Annotated in this window: 15 protein-coding genes; 6 read left to right on the top strand and 9 right to left on the bottom strand. The window is 62.6% G+C overall.

From position 1 onward, the window contains the following. The first annotated feature begins 60 nt into the window (after nt 1-60). From J8I26_RS07230 to mchS3, 4 genes are all read left to right on the top strand, one after another. Complete coding sequence (locus J8I26_RS07230; RefSeq protein WP_209605594.1) at nt 61-477, top strand: hypothetical protein; 417 nt, start codon at nt 61-63, stop codon at nt 475-477. A gap of 342 nt (nt 478-819) precedes the next feature. Continuing rightward, nucleotides 820-2,670, top strand: coding sequence for a DUF3857 and transglutaminase domain-containing protein (locus tag J8I26_RS07225; RefSeq protein WP_209605592.1), 1,851 nt, complete (start codon nt 820-822; stop codon nt 2,668-2,670). 5 nt (nt 2,671-2,675) lie between these two features. Beyond that, nucleotides 2,676-4,775: a peptidase domain-containing ABC transporter gene (locus J8I26_RS07220; protein ID WP_209605590.1), complete on the top strand. Its 2,100-nt coding sequence runs from the start codon at nt 2,676-2,678 to the stop codon at nt 4,773-4,775. A gap of 24 nt (nt 4,776-4,799) precedes the next feature. Continuing rightward, nucleotides 4,800-5,285, top strand: coding sequence for an MchS3 family protein (mchS3, locus tag J8I26_RS07215; protein WP_209605588.1), 486 nt, complete (start codon nt 4,800-4,802; stop codon nt 5,283-5,285). A 35-nt stretch (nt 5,286-5,320) separates the two neighbouring features. On the opposite strand, the gene J8I26_RS07210 is transcribed toward mchS3, so the two are convergent. The 6 genes from J8I26_RS07210 to J8I26_RS07185 form a co-directional block, all read right to left on the bottom strand. Then, entirely contained in the window at nt 5,321-5,548 is a 228-nt protein-coding gene (locus tag J8I26_RS07210) for a formate dehydrogenase subunit delta (RefSeq protein WP_209605586.1), read from the bottom strand. A gap of 50 nt (nt 5,549-5,598) precedes the next feature. After that, the gene (gene fdhD / locus J8I26_RS07205) at nt 5,599-6,444 is read right to left on the bottom strand and encodes a formate dehydrogenase accessory sulfurtransferase FdhD (RefSeq protein WP_209605584.1); all 846 of its coding nucleotides are present in this window, start codon (nt 6,442-6,444) and stop codon (nt 5,599-5,601) included. A gap of 244 nt (nt 6,445-6,688) precedes the next feature. Then, nucleotides 6,689-9,562: a formate dehydrogenase subunit alpha gene (gene fdhF / locus J8I26_RS07200; protein WP_209605583.1), complete on the bottom strand. Its 2,874-nt coding sequence runs from the start codon at nt 9,560-9,562 to the stop codon at nt 6,689-6,691. A gap of 30 nt (nt 9,563-9,592) precedes the next feature. Next, the gene (locus J8I26_RS07195; RefSeq protein WP_209605581.1) at nt 9,593-11,161 is read right to left on the bottom strand and encodes an NADH-quinone oxidoreductase subunit NuoF; all 1,569 of its coding nucleotides are present in this window, start codon (nt 11,159-11,161) and stop codon (nt 9,593-9,595) included. Continuing rightward, the gene (locus tag J8I26_RS07190; protein ID WP_209605579.1) at nt 11,158-11,637 is read right to left on the bottom strand and encodes a formate dehydrogenase subunit gamma; all 480 of its coding nucleotides are present in this window, start codon (nt 11,635-11,637) and stop codon (nt 11,158-11,160) included. The genes J8I26_RS07195 and J8I26_RS07190 overlap by 4 nt, the downstream gene beginning before the upstream one ends. Nucleotides 11,638-12,095: 458 nt before the next feature. Then, the gene (locus J8I26_RS07185; RefSeq protein WP_209605576.1) at nt 12,096-13,742 is read right to left on the bottom strand and encodes an OFA family MFS transporter; all 1,647 of its coding nucleotides are present in this window, start codon (nt 13,740-13,742) and stop codon (nt 12,096-12,098) included. Between the two features lie 213 nt (nt 13,743-13,955). Between J8I26_RS07185 and J8I26_RS07180 the strand changes: the two genes are divergently transcribed. Then, on the top strand, nt 13,956-15,023 hold the full coding sequence (locus J8I26_RS07180; protein ID WP_209605574.1) for a substrate-binding domain-containing protein: 1,068 nt from the start codon (nt 13,956-13,958) through the stop codon (nt 15,021-15,023). Between the two features lie 105 nt (nt 15,024-15,128). Here the strand turns inward: J8I26_RS07180 and J8I26_RS07175 are convergent, their stop codons facing one another. The 3 genes from J8I26_RS07175 to J8I26_RS07165 form a co-directional block, all read right to left on the bottom strand. Further along, complete coding sequence (locus J8I26_RS07175) at nt 15,129-17,657, bottom strand: TonB-dependent siderophore receptor (RefSeq protein ID WP_209605572.1); 2,529 nt, start codon at nt 17,655-17,657, stop codon at nt 15,129-15,131. A gap of 113 nt (nt 17,658-17,770) precedes the next feature. Beyond that, entirely contained in the window at nt 17,771-18,754 is a 984-nt protein-coding gene (locus J8I26_RS07170) for a FecR family protein (RefSeq protein WP_209605571.1), read from the bottom strand. Continuing rightward, complete coding sequence (locus J8I26_RS07165; protein ID WP_209605569.1) at nt 18,751-19,287, bottom strand: sigma-70 family RNA polymerase sigma factor; 537 nt, start codon at nt 19,285-19,287, stop codon at nt 18,751-18,753. The genes J8I26_RS07170 and J8I26_RS07165 overlap by 4 nt, the downstream gene beginning before the upstream one ends. A gap of 231 nt (nt 19,288-19,518) precedes the next feature. On the opposite strand from J8I26_RS07165, the gene J8I26_RS07160 reads away from it, so the two are divergent. Then, nucleotides 19,519-20,439 carry a LysR family transcriptional regulator gene (locus tag J8I26_RS07160; protein WP_209605567.1) on the top strand — a complete coding sequence of 307 codons (921 nt, stop codon included), beginning with the start codon at nt 19,519-19,521 and terminating at the stop codon, nt 20,437-20,439. Nucleotides 20,440-20,450: the final 11 nt, after the last annotated feature.

Here is a 20,450-nt window from a genome sequence, read left to right as displayed (position 1 = left end):
CGATACACCGTACAACCAAACACTTGTCGTCCTCATCTTTATTTGCAAAAAGGAGCAACTATGAAATTCTTCAATCAACATTCCAAGCAGGAAAACATCGCCTCTCAGTACTGGGGATATCGTGAACTGACCCAGGAGGAACTGGCATTTGTTGGCGGAGGATATGACGAAGATGGGGATGACGTTCCCACACAAGACACGCCACTGCCAACGATAACTGTTACAGCCAATGTTGAGCAAGGTGCATCATATGGAGAGGGACTTACCATGGGTGCTGCCGCTGGAGGAACAGCAGGTTTGTTAAGCTCGGTAGCAGGAGGAGCTGCTATGGTCGGTGCTGGAGACGCCATCGCTATAGGGGGTGCCCTAGGAGGAGCAGTAGGTGTCGCTGCGGTAGCGATAGGAGCGTCAATTGTGGCCGTATACGATCACTTTGAGTCAAGTACCCAAACGAGTGGCTCTCAGCAAAAGAAATAACTTCTTACCAGAATTGAAATTAAGGTGGATCAATTTTTCCTTTACATGAAGACGCTTCCATTTTGTGCGTCTCTAGCCTATCTGTTCGTGCAATCGGAAAAAGGAGAGACAATTACTCGGTGTATGCCGAAGCACCTTTTTCAGCTGATTACCTTTCTTTGCGTAACTTATACGCTTTGTAGAATCAGCTTCTACTTTATCGAATAAGAAAGTAAGGCCGATTTTAAATACGAGAGAACGATAAGCGCAGCCAAGTCCTAGTCCTGAACGGCACACTCTCCTCCCTTCACAACCGACGCCAGCCCATAGCCAGCCATCGACTATCACTCCCCACGATCGGCTATGTACACACATCCCCTGATTAAATCCTGCGCCGCCCTGGCGCTTTTCACCTGCGCACAACTCTCTCTGGCAGCGCCCTACGATTACACCATCACCAAACTGGACAACCAGATCCAGCTAGACGATCAACGTCATGTAGACCAGACCATCGACATGGTCATCAAGCTCAATACCATCAGAGGTGTTCAGCAATCCGGTCAAATACCTGTGCCATACATCAAGGGCATGAACGAAGTCGAGGTACATGCTGCTCAGACCATCAAGGCGGATGGTCGCATCATTGACGTTGACAAAGACAAGGGCGTGTTTGACCAGCCACTTCCCGTAACCATGCAAGCTCCGATGTACAGCCAGATGTACGTCAAGAGTGTCGTCTTCCCTGCACTGGAGGTTGGCGACAGCATCCGGTTGCGTTACTCCCTGCATGAGAAGGAATCGATGTTTCCCGGCTCCTTCAGTTTCACGACGGTGTTCCCGCAAGAGCTCCAATATGGAGATGCTCGTATCAGCCTGCGTGCGCCAGCCAATCTGAAACTGAATCTGGAGCAGGTCGATATCGAACCGGCCAAGCTCGTCGACAGTGGTGGCTGGAAACAATATGAATGGCGCTATACATCGCCATGGACTGAGAAGCCAGAGGAAATCCGCGAGACTTCGATACTGGACACCGGCCCCAGGCTGGTGGTCAGCACATTCTCCAACTGGGCTGAATTCGCCGCGCAGTATCAATCACGTGCAGCAGACAAGGCGACGGTGACGCCCGCCATCCAGGAACTGGCTGACAAGATTACACAAGGTGTCAATGATCGCCGGGAACAAGCCCGCTTGCTGTACAACTGGGTCAATCTGAATCTGCGCTACGTGGCGATCTATTTTGGCGCCGGCCCGGTGGTTCCACATGAAGCGCCAGTCATTTTGGCGAACCTATATGGAGACTGCAAAGATCACGTAACCTTGCTGGCCGCGTTGCTGCGCGCGAAAGGTATCAAATCGTCCCCAGCGCTGATCAACGCGGGAGAGGCGTATCGCATGCCTAATGTTGCGCTCAGCAATACGCTGTTCAATCACATCATCACGCATTTGCCTGAATTCGATCTCTTCGTTGATGCCACCAACAAGTACGCCGCATTCGGAGAGCTCCCCTTCTCGCTGGGCGACAAGCCTACCCTGCTGACCCAGACAGGAGAAGTCAAAAAGACGCCGCCGCATTCATCGTCCAATACCTTCGCTCATTTTCGCGCGGACGTTGCCTTTGACGGGAAAGGCAATGCAACAGTGAATGCAAGCAAGGAAATGGCCGGCTATGAGTCCGCAAAGTACCGGATTGCCGTCGCCACGCAAAGTACCGGCGAAAGGGAAAAGTCGTTACTGGAAGCAAGCAAAATGAACGGCAAGCTCTCCGTCGAGGATGATCCCGCCAGCCCGCTGAAGTCCCCCTACACTGTACGATGGAAGGGAAGTCTGGAGCACCTTACCAATGTCAAAGGAAAGTTCCTGAACATCCCTCGTCTGCCCAGAGCCAATGACATGACCGTCTATGCACGCAACGTGCAGGCACGACAGCAGCGGCAGCTGGATGCGATATGCCCGGGGAAGACTGTCGAACTCGATTATCGGTTGACCTTCCCCAAGAGTATGCGAGTCCAGACGCTGCCGCCGGATGTGAATGTGCACAGCGGCGGCGTGAGTTATCTTGCAAGCTACCACCGTGAAGGAAACACCGTCATCGTACGACGCGTGCTGGATCGCCCGCTGGCTTCACATGTCTGCACGCCGGCACAACTCCGATCCTGGATGCCCGTCGCCGAAGCGATTCTCAAGGACCATCAGTCAGCCATCCTGTTCAAGTGAGCCTGATGCGTTTCATACGACAAACCGAAACCAGCGAGTGCGGCCTGGCCTGCCTGGCCATGGTCGCCAGCTACCATGGTCATCATCTCGACCTGGCCGATCTGCGACGGCGCTTCCTGGTCAGCGCTAATGGCGCCACCCTTGCGCAGTTGATGCGCTGCGCCTCAAGTCTGCATCTGGCGGCGCGACCGCTGCGCGTGGAACTGGAAACGCTTGGCCACCTGAAAACGCCGTGCATCCTGCACTGGAACTTGAATCACTTTGTAGTGATGAAAAGGGTGTACAGGAACCTGTTGGGCCAGCAACGCGTCACCATTCTCAATCCGTCACTGGGAGAAGTCACATTACCCCTACAGGCCATTTCGGGCAATTTCACCGGTGTGGCCCTTGAACTGACGCCTACGGCGGAATTCATACCTGGCGACGAACGCAAGCAGCTTTCCATCAAGCAGTTGACTGGCCGCATCTCCGGCCTGCGCACTGCTGCCGTTCAGGCCATTGTCCTGGCGCTTGGATTAGAGGCAATCGCTGTGTGCGCGCCTTTGTTCAATCAATTCGTCATCGACGAAGTCATCGTCAGCGGCGATCGTGACCTGCTCTCGGTCCTGGTGATTGGCTTCGGCCTGATGCTGGTTATCCAGACGATTATCGGATTGGGAAGAAGCTGGCTCCTAATGCGCTGGAGCATGGATATCAGCTTTCAATGGAGCACCAGGGTGTTCGCACATCTGTGCCGGTTGCCTGCGGTGTATTTTCAGAAGCGGCATATCGGCGACATCGTCTCCCGCTTCGGCAGCATCGGCACCATCCAATCCACGTTAACCAGCTTGTTTGCCGAAAGCGCACTGGATGGCCTGATGGCACTGCTGGCGCTGGGCATGATGTTGCTCTATAGCCCGAAACTAAGCGTTGTCGTCTTGATCGCCGTGCTGGCGTACGTTCTGCTACGAAGTTTCTTCTACGGCCCGTTTCGCGAAGCCTCCCAGGAGCGGCTGCTACTGGCCGCCAAGGAAAATACGTATTTCCTTGAGAGCGTACGTGCCTCCATTCCCGTCAAGCTCTTTGGACGCGAGGCGGAACGCTGCGCCCGCTGGCAGAACCTGAAACAGGATGTCCTCAATCGAGATGTGCGAACCCAAAAACTGGGCATCCTGTTCAAACTTTCCAATACTGCGATCTTCGGTGCACAAGGCCTGGCGCTGTTTTATCTGGGGGCCGGACTGATCATGCAGAACACCCTGACGGTCGGCATGTTGATGGCCTTCAGCAGCTATGCATCAACGTTCTCCAGCCGCATGTTCACCCTTGTCGATTTGGCGATCAATCTGAAAATGCTGAACATGCATGCAGAAAGACTGGCCGACATCGTCATGGAACCAGTGGAAGAAAGCGCCGCAATTGAATCGGATATCGACAGACTGAAAGGTGACATTACCCTGCGCAACATTCGCTTTCGCTACGCAGAGGGCGAACCCTGGATCGTGGATGGCGTCAGCCTGGAGATTCCGGCGGGACAATCGCTGGCCATCACTGGCCCAAGCGGCTCTGGAAAGAGCACACTCTGCAAAATTATCCTGGGCTTGATCGTTCCAACCGAAGGTGAAATTTATATCGACGGAATTCCCATTCGCCACATCGGCCTTCAGCACTACAGGAAATTGATCGGCACAGTCATGCAGGACGACACCTTGCTGGCGGGCTCAATCCTGGACAACATCGCATTTTTCTCGTCCCCGCTCGACACGCAGCGCGTCCAGCAATGCGCAACCCTGGCGGCAATTCACGACGAAATTGCGGCCATGCCGATGGGATATCAAACGTTGGTGGGAGACATGGGAAGCACATTGTCCGGCGGGCAAAAACAGAGAATTCTCCTCGCGCGAGCCCTGTACAAACAACCTCGGATTCTGGCGCTGGATGAAGCCACCAGCCATCTGGACGTGGATAACGAACGGCGAGTTAATGCGGCCCTGGCGCAGATGCGAACGACAAGAATTGTGATCGCCCACCGGCCCGAGACCATTGCCGCTGCTGAACGTGTAGTGTCAATCCAAAACGGCAGACTGGAGGAAATCAATCGTGATGCCCGGCGCATCTCGGCTTAAGAAAAAACCATGAACCGAAAACCCATGAACCGATTGATCAATGAAGCATTGAGGCGCTTCTCATATAGAAAATGCCTCATGATTGCGGCCTTCGCTTATCCAGCATTGCTGGCGCAAGCTGGTGAAATCCCTGCCAGCGAGATAACAGTCTTTGAGAAGACCAACGTCTTCGCCCTTGGACAGGTAGGTTTCGTCGCTCACATCAGTGAGGGGGAAGTACGTTACCGGGCCATCATGCAATCGGATGGTGCCTTGGCAACATTGACGAGGATATTGAGCTCCCCCACAGCATCACCCGAAGCACGCCTTTATGCCGCATGTGGGATACGTCAGTTATCACCCGCGGATTTCTACGGCTTGACGCAAGAGTTAAGAAATTCAGGTCTGTCGGCTTCCGTGCTGCGCACCGATATCTTGAAGCGGGAGCCAGTTAATCAACTGCTTAACCGCATCAGAGCCTATGGCTGCGCAGCCCCCGCGACGATGTTTCCTGACACGCCGCAACGCTAGAGGTGCCATGCTGCAGCATCGGAGAACAGCGCAAGCTAGGCTTCCAATTTCTGCAGATGCTTGCTCACCGCCTCCAGCACGATAGGATCCAGCCCTTCTCCCTGCGTCTGTTCAATATGCGCCACGAAAGCCTTGCGCATGCGCGGCTCCCAGAAGCGCTTGAGGTGCGAGGCCAAATCGGCCACCGCCTGCTCGTGGTCGGGCATGGTGGAGAAGAAGCTGCCGATCTGGTTGGCCATCTTGATCAGGTGTTCGGTGTTCATTTTCTGTCTCCTGCGTCCTGGTTTTATCTATTGATTGACTTTTGTCTCGTTCAGCGCAACCGGTGCGGCCTTGCATAGACCACGTGGCCCTGCTTGCGCACGAAGCCCAGCAGCGTGACGTCGGTCTCTTCGGCCAGCCTGATCGCCAACGCGGTCGGTGCCGAGATGGCGGCGATGAAGCCGATGCCCACCGTTGCCGCCTTTTGCACCATCTCGTAGCTGGCGCGGCTGGTGATGATCGCCGCGCCCTGCGAAAAGTCGGCTCCGTCCTCGGCCAGCGCGCCGATTAGCTTGTCCAGCGCGTTGTGGCGGCCGACGTCCTCGCGCACCAGGGCAATCTTGCCGTCGGTGCCCAGCCAGGCCGCGGCGTGGGTGGCGCCGGTGAGTTGCTGCAGTTGCTGGCCGCCTTGCATTGCTTCCAGCGCGGCGTGAATCTGCGTGATGGTGAAGCCGGCGCCGCCGGCGGCCACCGCCTTGGGATGACGCACCGCCTGTTCCAGCGTCTCGGCGCCGCACAGGCCGCAGCCGGTGCGGCCCGTCAGGTTGCGGCGTTTTTCCTTCAAGGCCACGAAGCGTTCGGTGGCGATGCGCATCTGCACCTGCACGCCTTCACAGCCGCTCACCACTTCACATTCATACAACTCGCTCGGATCGGCGACGATGCCTTCGGTCAGCGAGAAGCCGAGCGCGAAGTCTTCCAGGTCGGCCGGCGTGGCCATCATCACGGCGTGCGAGATGCCGTTGTATTCCAGCGCGATCGGCACTTCCTCGGCGACGACGTCGTCCACCGTCTCACGCTTGCCGTCGCGCCAGCGGTCTACCTGGACGCGAGCGGAGGTGGCGTAGTCGCCGGTGGTTTCGTCGATGTTCGGGCTTGGGGTGGTGCGTGCGTTCATGCCTTCCTGCGGTTCTGTTCAATGATGTAACGATGCTGACAAATAATGCGGATAAATCGCGGCCGATCCGTATAACCCTGTCGTTGCGGCGAAGGCCGCAACCCAGTGGCGTTCGCTGTGATTCAACGGCCGTTGAACGACGCTGGATCCCGGCCTGCGCCGGGATGACGGGTGATATGTCGACAGCAGCGGGATGTGAGCACAGTACCAATACTGCGGGGCGCGTCACTACCGCATCAGCCTGTCACTTCGTCACCAACGGCTCCGCCGCCTTCTCCCCCTTCAACAAATCCAGCTGCTCGCGGTTGAAGCGCTGGTAGTGGCGCTGCCATTCCGACGGTTGCGTCACCGGCAGCACCTGCACCGCCGTCACCTTGTACTCGGGGCAATTGGTGGCCCAGTCCGAGTTGTCGGTGGTGATCACGTTGGCGCCCGACTCCGGGAAGTGGAAGGTGGTGTACACCACGCCCGGCTGCACCTTCTCGCTCACGGTCGCGCGCAGCACGGTTTGGCCCGCGCGCGACTCGATGCCGACCCAGTCGCCTTCGCGAATGCCGCGATCCTCGGCGTCGTGCGGGTGGATTTCCAGCACGTCCTCGCTATGCCACTGCGAGTTCTCGGTGCGGCGCGTCTGCGCGCCGACGTTGTACTGCGACAGGATGCGACCAGTGGTCAGGATCAGCGGATAGCGCTGCGTCACCTTCTCGTCGGTGGCGAAGTATTGCGTGTTGAGGAACTTGCCCTTGCCGCGGATGAAGCTGCCGATGTGCATGATCGGCGTGCCTTTCGGCGCGGCGTCGTTGCACGGCCATTGGATGCTGCCCAGCTTCTCCAGCTTGGCGTAGCTGACCCCGTGGAAACTTGGCGTCAGCGCGGCGATTTCATCCATGATTTCCGAGGGATGATTGTACGGCATCGGGTAACCCAGCGCTTCGGCCAGCGCCACCGTAACTTCCCAGTCCGACTTGCCGGCCTTGGCCGGCATCACCTTGCGCACGCGCGAGATGCGGCGCTCGGCGTTGGTGAAGGTGCCGTCCTTTTCCAGGAAGGAAGAACCCGGCAGGAACACGTGGGCGTACTTGGCCGTTTCGTTCAGGAACAGGTCCTGCACCACGATGCATTCCATCGACTGCAGCGCGGCGGCCACGTGCTGGGTGTTGGGGTCGGACTGCACGATGTCCTCGCCCTCGCAGTACAGGCCCTTGAAGCTGCCCTCCAGCGCGGCGTCGAACATGTTGGGAATGCGCAGGCCCGGCTCAGGGTTCAGCGTCACGCCCCAGGCTTGCTCGAACTGGCCGCGCACGGTGGAGTCCGAGATGTGGCGGTAACCCGGCAGCTCATGCGGGAAGGAACCCATGTCGCACGAACCCTGCACATTGTTCTGGCCGCGCAGCGGGTTCACGCCCACGCCTTCACGGCCGACGTTGCCGGTGCACATGGCCAGGTTGGCGATGCCGATCACGGTGGTCGAGCCCTGTGCATGCTCGGTCACGCCCAGGCCGTAATAGATGGCCGCGTTGCCGCCGGTGGCGAACAGCCGCGCGGCGCCGCGGATCGCCTCGGCCGGCACGCCGGTGACTTCAGCCATGGCTTCGGGCGAATTGTCCGGGCGCAGCACGAAGGCCTTCCAGTCCTCGTAGGACTTCACGTCGCAGCGCTCCTGGATGTAATCCTCCTGCTGCAGCCCCTCGGAGAGGATGGCATGCGCCAGCGCGGTAATGATGGCGGTGTTGGTGCCGGGGCGCAGCTTCAGGTGGTAGTCGGCCTGCACATGGGGCGACTTCACCATCTCGGTCGAGCGCGGGTCGATCACGATCAGCTTGGCGCCCTGGCGCACGCGGCGCTTGATCTGCGAGGCAAACACCGGGTGGCCGGAGGCCGGGTTGGCGCCCATGATCATGATGACGTCCGACTTCATCACCGAGTCGAAGGTCTGGGTGCCGGCCGACTCGCCCAGCGTCTGCTTCAGGCCGTAACCGGTGGGCGAGTGGCATACCCGCGCGCAGGTGTCGACGTTGTTGTTGCCGAAGGCGGCGCGCACCAGCTTTTGCACCAGGTAGGTTTCTTCGTTGGTGCAACGCGAGGACGTGATGCCGCCGATGGAATCCTTGCCGTGCTTGGCCTGGATGCGGCGGAACTCGCTGGCCGCATACGCCAGCGCTTCCTCCCACGACACCTCTTGCCACGGGTCATTGATGCTCTTGCGGATCATCGGGTTGAGGATGCGATCCTTGTGGGTTGCGTAACCCCAGGCGAAGCGTCCCTTCACGCAGGAGTGGCCGTGGTTGGCCTGGCCGTCCTTGTACGGCACCATGCGCACTACCTCGTTGCCCTTCATCTCGGCCTTGAACGAGCAGCCCACGCCGCAGTAGGCGCAGGTGGTGACCGCGCTCTGCTTGGCCTGGCCCATCATGATCACGCTCTTCTCGGTGAGCGTGGCGGTCGGGCAGGCCTCCACGCAGGCGCCGCAGGAGACGCACTCGGACTCCATGAAACTGTCCATCTGCCCGGCCGACACGCGCGACTCGAAGCCGCGGCCGTTGATGGTCAGCGCGAAGGTGCCCTGCGTCTCTTCGCAGGCGCGCACGCAGCGGTTGCAGACGATGCACTTGGACGGATCGTAGGTGAAGTACGGGTTGGATTCGTCCTTCTTCATCTCCAGGTGATTCTCGCCCTCGTAGCCGTAACGTACCTCGCGCAGGCCGACGGCGCCGGCCATGTCCTGCAGCTCGCAGTTGCCGTTGGTGGGGCAGGTCAGGCAATCCAGCGGATGGTCGGAGATGTAGAGCTCCATCACGCCGCGGCGGATCTCGGCCAGCTTGGGCGTCTGGGTGCTGACCTTCATGCCCGGCTCGCAAGGCGTGGTGCAGGAGGCCGGATAGCCCTTCATCTTGCGGCCGTCCTTCTCGATCTCCACCAGGCACAGGCGGCAGGAGCCGAACGGCTCCAGGCTGTCGGTGGCGCACAGTTTGGGCACGTTGATGCCGGCCTCGACCGAGGCGCGCATGACCGAGGTGCCGGCCGGCACCGTGATCGATACGCCGTCGATCTCCAGCGTGACTTCCTGTTCGGACACCCGCGCCGGGGTGCCGTAATCGGTTTCGTTAAGCTGATTCATGATGCAAACCTCCGCAATGCGATAAGTGGATCAGGCCGCCTTCTCATGGGGCGTGCCGAAGTCTTCCGGGAAGTGGTTCAGCGCCGACAGCACCGGGAACGGCGTCATGCCGCCCATGGCGCACAGCGAGCCGTTGACCATGGTGTCGCACAGGCTGCGCAGCAGGTGCACTTGCTGCGCCCGCTCCTGGTTGGCGATGATCTTGTCGATCACCTCCACCCCGCGGGTCGAGCCGATGCGGCACGGCGTGCACTTGCCGCAGGATTCCACCGCGCAGAACTCCATCGCGTAGCGCGCCTGCCTGGCCATGTCCACCGTATCGTCGAAGGCCACCAGGCCGCCGTGGCCGATCATGGCGCCGATGGCGGCGAAGGCCTCGTAGTCCAGCGGCGTGTCGAACTGGCTTGGCGGCATGTAGGCGCCCAGCGGGCCGCCCATCTGCACCGCACGGATGGCGCGGCCGCTCTCGCTGCCGCCGCCGAAGTCTTCCAGCAGCTGGCGCAACGTCAGGCCGAAGGCTTTCTCCACCAGGCCGCCGTGTTTGATGTTGCCGGCCAGCTGGAACGGCAACGTGCCCATCGAGCGGCCCACGCCGTAGTTCTTGTAGAAGTCCGCGCCGCGCGCCAGGATGATGGGCACGGACGCCAGCGAGATCAGGTTGTTGATCACCGTCGGCTTGCCGAACAGGCCCTCCAGTGCCGGCAGCGGCGGCTTGGCGCGCACCACGCCGCGCTTGCCTTCCAGGCTTTCCAGCATGGCGGTTTCTTCGCCGCAGATGTAGGCGCCGGCGCCCTTGCGCACCTCCAGGTGAAACTGCCTGCCGGAGCCCTGGATGTCGTCGCCCAGGTAGCCGCGCTGCTCGGCGATGGCGATGGCTTCGTTCAGGGTGGCGATGGCGTGCGGATATTCGGAACGCACATACACGTAACCGTGCGTGGCACCTACGGCGAGGCCGGCAATCGTCATGCCCTCGATCAGCATGAACGGGTCGTCTTCCATCACCATGCGGTCGGAGAAGGTGCCGGAGTCGCCCTCGTCGGCATTGCACACCACGTACTTGCGGTCGGCCTTGGCGCCGGCCACGGTCTGCCACTTGATGCCGGTCGGAAAGGCCGCGCCGCCGCGCCCGCGCAGGCCGGAGTCGAGCACGGCCTGGACGATCGCTTCGGGCTCCATGGCCAGCGCGCGGGTCAGGCCGGCGTAGCCCTCGTGCGCCAGATAATCGTCGAGCGAAACCGGATCGGTAATGCCGACGCGGGCAAAGGTCAGGCGCTCCTGGTTCTTCAGGTAGGGCAAGGCGTCGACCTCGCCCTGCTTAAGTGGATGCTCGCCGCCGCTCAGGAAATTGGCATCGAACAGGCATGCCACATCGCCGGCCTCGACCGGGCCGTAACCGATGCGGCCTGCCGTGGTGGCTACCTCGACCAGCGGCTCCAGCCAGAACATGCCGCGCGATCCGTTGCGCACCAGGTTGACGTTGATGCCGCGCTTGCCGGCCTCGGCGACGATGGCCGCGGCCACGTCATTGGCGCCCAGCGCCAGCGCGGTGGAGTCGCGCGGGACGTAGACGGTGATGGCGTTGTTGAGATCGGCGCTCATGTCGCCTCCCGCTTGGCCTGCACCAGCCGCTGGAATTTGTCGGCGCCGACACGGGCGTGCAGCTCCTCGTCGATCACGATGTTGGGGCCGCAGGCGCACTGGCCGAGGCAATAGACCGGCTCCAGCGTGAACTGTCCGTCGGCGCTGGTTTCATGGAAGCCGCAGCCCAGCACGTTTTGCGCATGTTCGGCCAGCGCTTCTGCGCCGCGCGCCTGGCAGGCCTCGGCGCGGCACACCTGCACCACATGCTTGCCCGGCGGCTGCTGGCGGAAGAAGTGGTAGAAGGAAATCACGCCATGCACCTCGGCGCGCGAAACGTTGAGCTCGCTTGCGATCATGGGCACGGCGTCGGCCGGCACGTAACCGACCTTCTCCTGTATCCCGTGCAGGATGGGCAGCATCGCGCCCGCCATCCCTTTACGTTCGGCGATGATGCCGCGCACCGCCGCCACGTCGAAAACCTGTTGCCTGTTCATTGAAGTCTCCTGCCTTGCGTTGGTGCGGCCGTCGTCCCTTCGGGATCTTGGTGGCCGGCCGCGAATTTCAAATGAAACCGGGTAAGGTCGCCCCTTTGACTAAGGGTCGACCTGCTTGAAACACGTCAGATGGGGAACACGGAAAAAGGATGGCGTGCGCGTCCGCCATGGCCATCGCCATGACGCGCGCAGCGCGAAGCCATGGGAAACGGCTCCGCGTATGGATACAGCTTGTCTCCGTCGTTGCATGTTCTCCCTGCCTTGTCGGTTGGTACTGAACACTTGGATGCGGGCCGCCTTCGATCGGGCGAGCCTCGCTCCTGCTTGCTATTTTTCTTGATAGTCGCTGACACAACCCGCCTGCGGATGCGCTCCCCTTGCGGGTTGTGTCAGCGGCTTTCGCCGCTTGCCGGCGTCCTTGCGGACGCCGGCGGTATTGCTTTTGCTTCAGTCGTCGATCAACGGAACAGCACGGCCGACTTTTGCAGCACCAGGGTGATGCCCCAGATCAGCGGGATGCCCACTGCGGCCCATGCCAGGCCGATCACCAGCGGGTTGCCGCCGGAACCGATCTTGGACATGTCGTCCGAGGACGCGGTGGCAGCCGCTTCGGCAGCCGACTTCTCGTGCGCCAGCTTCTTTTCATGGGCCAGTTCTTCCGGCGTCATGAAGTGCTTGGCGGCAACCGGGCGGATCAGCAGGTTGCAGATCAGACCCAGCACCAGCATGCCGGCCAGGATGTACATCGTGGTGTTGTAGACCTGGTCCTTGGGCATGCCCAGCGACAGCTGGTATTCACGCATGTAGTTCACCACCACCGGGCCCAGGATGCCGGCGGTCGCCCACGCGGTCAGCAGGCGGCCGTGGATGGCGCCCACCATCTGGGTGCCGAACAGGTCGGCCAGGTAAGCCGGCACAGTGGCGAAGCCGCCGCCGTACATCGACAGGATGATGCAGACCGCGCCGACGAACAGGGCGATGCTGTGGCCCTTGGCCGACCACGGCAGGCTGACATACAGCACAAAGCCCAGCACAAAGAAGATCGCGTAGGTCATCTTGCGGCCGAAGAAGTCCGAGCACGAGGCCCAGGCGAAACGACCGCCGATGTTGAACAGGCTGATCAGACCGGTGAAGCCGGCCGCCAGTGCGGCAATCGCCGCCTTCTGCTCAACCGACAGGTCGTTGAAGCCGACGTCCAGGCCCAGCAGGTGACCGCCGAACACTTCTTGCAGCATCGGCGAGGCGATGCCGATCACGCCGATACCGGCCGACACGTTCAGGCACAGCACCAGCCACACCAGCCAAAACTGGGGAATGCCCCAGACCTTGGAGACGTGCACGTGGTTCTGGGTGATCATGGTGCCGCTGTTGTTGGCGGCAGGCGGGGTCCAGCCGGCCGGCTTCCAGCCCGAAGGCGGAACGCGGTAGCCGAAGGCGCCGGCCATCATGAACACGAAGTAGATGATCGCCATGACGACGAAGGTTTCCCACACGCCGACCGAGGTCGGGGTGGCGAACTTCTTCATCAGGGCGTCAGCCAGCGGGGTGCCGACCAGCGCGCCGCCGCCGAAGCCCATGATCGCCATGCCGGTGGCCATGCCGCGACGGTCAGGGAACCACTTGATCAGGGTCGAGACGGGCGAGATATACCCCAGGCCCAGGCCGACGCCGCCGATCACGCCGGAGCCGACCCACATCAGCCACAGCTGGTGAGTCTTCACGCCCAGCGCGGAGATCAGCAGGCCGCCGCACCAGCAGATCGCTGCCACGACACCGGCCTTGCGGGGACCGGCGTGTTCCAGCCACCCGCCCCAGATCGCGGCGGAAATGCCCAGGAGGACGAAGAACATGGTGTACATCCAGCCCAACATCGAGATCTTCCAGTCGCAGGTGGACGAGAAGATCTGGGCGAAGAAGCCGACATCAGCGCCGCAGGCGATGGGCGCGGTGACGCCCAAGGCCTTCGACAACGGCAGCCAGAACACGGAAAAGCCGTAGGCCATGCCGATACAAAGGTGAATTGCGAGCGCGGCCGGCGGTACCAGCCAACGGTTGAAGCCAGGCTTGGCGACTGTATGTTCCTTGTTCAGGAAATCGAAAGCCATTATTCCTCCGAATATTTATATGTGTGGTGTGGATCGGGAGGGAGACCGCGGCAAGGCCGAAAAGACCGGGTGGAGGCCGGCCTCATCTGTTTGCGGTGAAATCCCTCTCTGTTTATATATGTACAACACTGCATATATTTTTTATCATTTATGCAGACTGCGGCGAAATTATCGCCTAAAAATGACGAGCCTAATATGCTATCTTTTTCATAAATGTATAAAGTCCACATCAAACCCCACTGGGAAATCGCCTACGACAACGAGGCGCCGCTGGACACGGCCAACCTGCTCACCCTGTTGACCGCCATCCAGCAGAGCGGATCGATCGCCCAGGCCGCCCAGCAGATCCGCTACTCCTATCGCCACGCCTGGGGCCTGCTGCGGGATGCCGAGCGTATTTTCGGCAACTCGCTGATCGAGAGCGGCCGTGGGCGCGGCACAACACTGACCGATTTCGCCAGCAAACTGCTGTGGGCCGACCGCCTGGTGACGGCCCGCCTCTCTCCCACCCTGGACACCTTGGCCTCGGAGCTGGAGATCGAGCTGGGCAAGACGGTGGAAGGTAAGTCGGAGACGGTGCGCCTGAACGCCAGCCACGGCTTCGCGGTGGCTGCGCTGTTGGGCAAGATCAACGAGGCGCGCCTGCCGGTCGAGGTGCGCTATCGCCACAGCACCGACGCCGTGGCCGCGCTGTCGCGCCAGGAATGCGACCTGGCCGGCTTCCATGTGCCGCTGGGCGAATTCGAAAAACCGGCCATCGCCACCTACGCCAAGTGGCTGAACAAGCGCAGCGACTGCCTGATCCACTTGGCGGTGCGCGCCCAGGGCCTGTTCGTGGAGCCGGGCAATCCCAAGAACGTGCATTCGCTGCAAGACCTCACGCGCAGCGACCTGCGTTTCGTCAACCGCGAGGCCGGCTCGGGCACGCGCATGCTGCTGGAGCTGATGCTGGCCGACGCCGGCATCGCCCACAAGAAGATCAACGGCTTCGAGAACACCGAGTTCACGCACTCGGCGGTGGCGGCCTTCATCGCCAGCGGCATGGCCGACGTCGGCTTCGGCGTGCAGACCGCGTCGCAGCGCTTCGGGTTGGAATTCATCCCGCTGGTGCGCGAGCGCTACTTCTTCGCCCTGCCCGCGGCCTCGCTGCACGATCCGCTGGTTCGCTCGGTGATCGACATCCTGCAGTCGGAATCCTTCCGCAACGTGGTCAACGGCCTGGCCGGCTACGACGCCACCGACACCGGCAAGATCCAGACGCTGAAGGAAGCCTTCGGCTGAGTTGCCCCATTGCTGTGGACAAATAAAAAACGGCGCGGACTTGCATCCGCGCCATTCTCATATGCGCCGGCATTGAACGCCTGCCGGCGGTGCTTTCAGACTTGCTTACCAGCCGTACTTCAAGGTCAGGTAGACACTGCGGCCGTCACCGTAGTAGCACCCGGCCGCGCTCAGGCAAGCGGCGACGTAGGTCTTGTTGAAGATGTTGGAGGCGTTCAGTGCAATGCGCAGGCCCTTGAGCTGCGCATTGGTCTTGCCGAAGTCGTAGCGCAGCGCCGCGTCGAACAGGGTCACGCCGGGCGTGTGATAGAGGTTGGCGTTGTCGCCGAAGCTCTCACCCAGGTAACGCGCGCCGAAGCCGCCGCCCAATCCGGCCAGCGCCGCATCCTGCACGGTGTAGTCCAGCCAGGCGCTGGCCTGGTTCTGCGGGACGAAGGCCAGGCGGTTGCCGGTGGTGTTGACGCCGCCGCTGGTGTTGGCCTTCATGATCTTGCTGTCGGTATAGGCGTAAGAGGCGATCAGGTCCAGTCCCTTGTCGATCTGCACCTTGCCCTCCAGCTCCACGCCGCGCACACGCACTTCACCGGTCTGCACGCTGAAGTTGGTGTTGAGCGGATCGGGCGTGGTCACGTTTTGCTGGGTCATCTCATACGTCGACAGCGTGACCATGGTGCGCGAGCCATCCGGCTGGTACTTCACGCCGGCCTCGGTCTGCTTGCCCTTGGTCGGCTTGAACGGGTCGCTGGTGCGGCTCACACCGATGGTCGGCTGGAACGAGGTGGAATAGCTGACGTAGGGCGTGATGCCGTTGTCGAAGCTGTACAGCAGGCCGAGACGGCCGGTGAAGGCGCTGTCGCGCTGGCGCACCGGGGTGCGGGTGGTGCTGGTGGTGGTCAGGGTATCGGTATCGGCCCAGTCGTAACGGCCGCCGGCGACCAGGGTCCAGCGATCCAGGCGGATCTGGTCTTGCAGGTAGAGGCCGAACTGGTCGCGATCCTGCTGGATGCGCGTGGCCACCGGCGGCACCGTGCCGCTGTAGCGGCCATAGACCGGCGCGTAGGCGTTGAAAGAGCCGGCCAGCACGCTCAGGCTGCTTTCCTCGTAGTGGCTGCTCTCGGAAGAGTAATCCGCGCCCAGCAACAGGGTGTGGCGGGTGGCGCCCAGACTGAATTTGCCTTGTAGCTGGTTGTCGATGGTCCACATGCGCGAGGTCTCAGGGAAGGCCCACGCGTAGCGCTGCAGCGACGACGGATTGCACGAGGCGGCGGACAGGCAGAACGCCTGCACGCGCCTGGTCTCGGTATTGACCTCACCCACCCGCAGGTTCTGGCGCACGCTCCAGTCGTCATTGAAGCGGTGCTCGAATTCGTAGCCGACGAAATACTGCTCGTTGGAGAAGCGGTCGTAGTTCGGCTCGCCGGCGAAGGTGCTGCGCGACAGCGCCGGATAGACGCTAGTGTAGAGCGTGCCGTTGGCCGGCAGCACCGGCGCGCCGCCGCCGCCCTTGGAATCGATCTTCTGATACTGGGCCAGCAGGGTGAACTGGGTGGAGGCATTCGGACGCCAGGTCAGCGACGGTGCGAAGTAGGTTCGTTCCTCGCTCACATAGTCATACGAGGTGTCGCTCTTGCGTCCCAACGCGACCAGGCGATAGCTGAGATCGCTGTGCTCGTCGAACTGCCCGCCCAGGTCCACCGCCAGCTGCTTGCGGTTGTTGTTGCCGTATTGCAGCTCGACCTCGCGCACGGTCTCGGTGGTGGGGCGCTTGCTGACCATGTTGACCAGCCCGCCCGGCGCCGCCTGTCCATAGAGCAGCGACGACGGCCCCTTCAGCACCTCGATGCGCTCCAGGCCGAAGGGTTCGATACGCGGCTGCGCGTAACCGCGCGAGCCGAACGGCAGGCGCAGGCCGTCCAGGTAACGCCCCGGCACGAAGCCGCGCACCGTCAGCCAGTCGTAGCGCAGGTCGGTGTTGCCGTATTGCGTGACCACGCCGGGCGTGTAGCGCAGGCCTTCGGCCAGGCTTTCCACGCCTTGGGCGTCGAGCTGGTCGCGCGTGATCACGGAGATCGCTTGCGGCGTTTCTTTCAGCGAGGTATCGGTCTTGGTGCCGACGCGGCTGATGCGCGCCACGTTGCCGACCACTGGAGTGAGCGCGGTTTCGGCTTCGGCGCGGTCCTTCACGATCACGGTCGGCAGCGATGTTGACGCCGGCGCTGCCGCCGGTGTTACCCCGCCCGCGCGCACCGTGTAGTCGCCCTCGGCCAGGCGCACCGCGCTCATGCCGCTGCCGGACAGCAACGCGGCCAGGGCGGCGTCGACGGTATAGCTGCCGTTCAGGCCTGCGCTTTGCAGGCCGCGCAGGCTGGCCGCGTCATAGGCCAGGGTGATGCGGGCTTCGCGGGCAAAGCGGTCCAGCGTGGCGTCCAGCGGACCGGCGGGGATACGGTAGGCATGCGCGGCGGCGCTGCCGGTGGAAGCCTGCGCCCAGGCAGGCTGCGCCGCCGGCAGGCCGAACGCCAGCACCAGCAAGGCGCCGGCGACGGCGTGAGCCAGCGGACGAGGGACGGGAACGGCGGAGGAGGCGCAAATCGTGGCAGCAGACGCGGCCGGCGCTTGATATCGGATGGACATGGAGTTCGAGGGTGGCACTGGTCAGGTTGATGGGAGCTTCAACCTGTATGCCGGGGCACTTCGACAATCCCCTCATGTTTTTTAAAATATTTTTATCTGCCCGGCGCCACGGCCTATTCAGGCCGCCGCGGGATGATCGTGACCCACCAGCGCGTGCGGTACAGGGCGGCCACCGGCTGGGTCGCCAGCAGCACCTCCAGCGTGCGGTCGGTATCGGCCAGCTGGAAAATACCCGAGACAGGTAAATCGGCGACCGACGGGTCGCAACGCAGCAGGCCTGGGCGATAGCGCGACAGTTCGGCGACGAAGCGCGCCATGGGCATCTCGCGCGCGGCGATCAGGCCCTCAGTCCAGGCGCTGGGATCGAACTCGGCCACGCCGGCCTTCCAGATCGCGGCGCGCGACATGAAGTAACTGTCCCCCGCCTGCGCCAGCACCGGCGCGCTGCTGCCGTTATTCAGTTCGACTGCGTGCTCCAGCACGGTCAGGCGGGTGTGCTCACCGTCCTTGCGTACCAGGAAGCGCGTGCCCTTGGCCAGCATGACGCCGTCGTCGGTACTGGCCAGGAACGGGCGATGCGTGGGCGAAGACGGGTCGCGCCCGGTGGTGATCATGACCTCGCCGCGCCGCACCTCCACCACGCGCTGCTGCGCCGCATAGCGAACATTGATCGCGGTGCCGGTATTGAGCAGCAGCTCGGTGCCGTCATCCAGCACCACTTGCCGGCGCTGGCCGACGCCGGTGGCGTAGTCGGCCATGGCTTCTTCCATCCACGGGGTATCGCGGCCGGCATAGGCTGCCGCCCCCACGATGACCGCGCCCAGCGCCAGCTTCAAGGCGTTGCGGCGACCTGCGCGGCCCGCGTTCTGCGCCGCGCGCGCCGCCAACACCTGACCGGCCAGCTGGGGAGGCAAGGCCGCAATGGCCTGCTGCATTGATTCGATGCGCCGCCATGCCTCCTCGTGCCGGGCGTCGGTGGTGCGCCACGCATGAAACGCCTGCAGTTGCTTCTGATCGCCCGCATGCAGGCGCAAGCGCACGCTCCAGGCGATCGCCTGGTCCACCAGCTTGGGATCGAGATGGGCGAAGGCGTTCACAGGAAATACACCCGGTAGCACTGCTGCCAGCCGGCGACCAGGTCGCGCTCGACGGTAGCCAGCGACACGCCCAGCCGCGCCGCGATGGCGGGGCCGGTCATGCCATCCAGCTGGGCCAGCAGGAAAGCCTCGCGCGTGCGCGGCTTGAGCGCATCGAGCGCGGCGTCCATGCGCACCAGCGTCTCGATGATCAGCGCGCGCGTCTCGGGCGACGGCGCCTCCGCTTCGGGCTGGTTGGCCAGCGCGTCGAGGTAGGCGCGCTCGACGTCGCGCCGGCGCCAGTGGTCGATGACCAGGCCTTGCGCGATGCGGGTCAGGTAGGCGCGCGGCTGGCGCAGGTCGCGCGCCGGCGCAGCGCCATCACCGCCGTCGGCCCGCTCGTCGCGATTGAGCAGGCGCAGGAAGGTGTCCTGCGCCAGATCCGCGGCGTCCGCTGTGCATCCCAGCTTGGCGCGCAGCCAGCCCTTGAGCCAGCCATGATGGTCGCTGTAGAGCATCTCCAGATGCCGATGCTGAGGATCGGTAGTAGACATGAGCCGGTGTCGGGACGCGATTGTAGGATTCCGAAAACCGGCGGCGCGCGCTTGTTGCGTGGCTTGGTGAGCGGCGACGCCGGAATGTTGAGAATGAGAATAAATATCATTCTATCAGCAATATTGTGCAAAGCTGCTTGTCCGACGCACTTGATCAGGCTACACTGCCGCGCCCCAACCGGCTGCAATCCCCTGCTGCACGGGACTGGGTGCCCCAGACCATCCCGTTTCATGAATCTCTCCGCCATCGATCCCAAACTCCTGCAACTGCTCAACGCCGTCCTCGACGAGGCGCACCTGGCGCGCGGCGCCGCGCGCATCGGCCTGCCGCTGCCGGCCGCCGCCAGTGCGCTGGAGCGCTGCCGCCAGCTGTTCCGGGATCCGCTGTTGGAAGACGGCGGCCAAGCCATGCGGCTGACCGAAGCGGCAAAGGCGTTGCGCGCGCCGCTGCAGCAGGCGCTGGCGGCCATCGGCCACGGCGCGCGCGAGCAGGAAGCCGGCGTCGCCGGCATGCAGCGGCGCGTACGCCTGCTGATGGCGGATTACCCCGCGCAGGTCGTGGCGCAGGCGCTGTACGCCGAGCTGCACCCCAGTGCGCCGCTGCTGGATCTGGAATTCCTGCCATGGAAAAACGATGCGGCCGCAGCCGACAGCCTGGAGCGCGGCGAGGCCGAACTGGTGATCGGCTCCCCCGCACGCGCGCAGGCGCCGGTACGCAGTCGCGAGGTGCTGCAGGAGCGCTGCGTGGCGGTGATGCGGCACGACCATCCGGCGGCGCAGCAGCTGACCTTGCAGAAATGGCTGGCCTATCCGCACCTGCGGGTATCGAGCCACGACACGCTCAACAAGATGCTGGACGAGCAGCTGGCCGCGCAAGGCCTGGCGCCGCGGGTAGGCATGACGGTGCCTAACTTCCTGATGGCCGCGCCGCTGCTGCAAGGCTCGGACCTGATCGCACTGATGCCGATGTATTGCGTGCCGGCGGCCACCGCCGCGCATCCGGTGCCGCTGAGCTGCCTGCGTCCCCCGCTGCCGGTGGCCGGGCTGTCGTTGCACTTGCAGCGCCACCAGCGCAGCGATGACGACATCGCCGTCATGCATGTGGCCGATGTACTGGAGCGCGTGGTGCGCCAGCAGCTTGCCGGCCGCTGAGGCGCAGCGAC

This window comes from Herbaspirillum sp. LeCh32-8 (assembly GCF_017814915.1).
Lineage (GTDB): Bacteria > Pseudomonadota > Gammaproteobacteria > Burkholderiales > Burkholderiaceae_D > Herbaspirillum.
The sequence above is the reverse complement of the archived record's forward strand: the minus strand, read 5'-3'. Positions and strand labels throughout refer to the sequence as shown.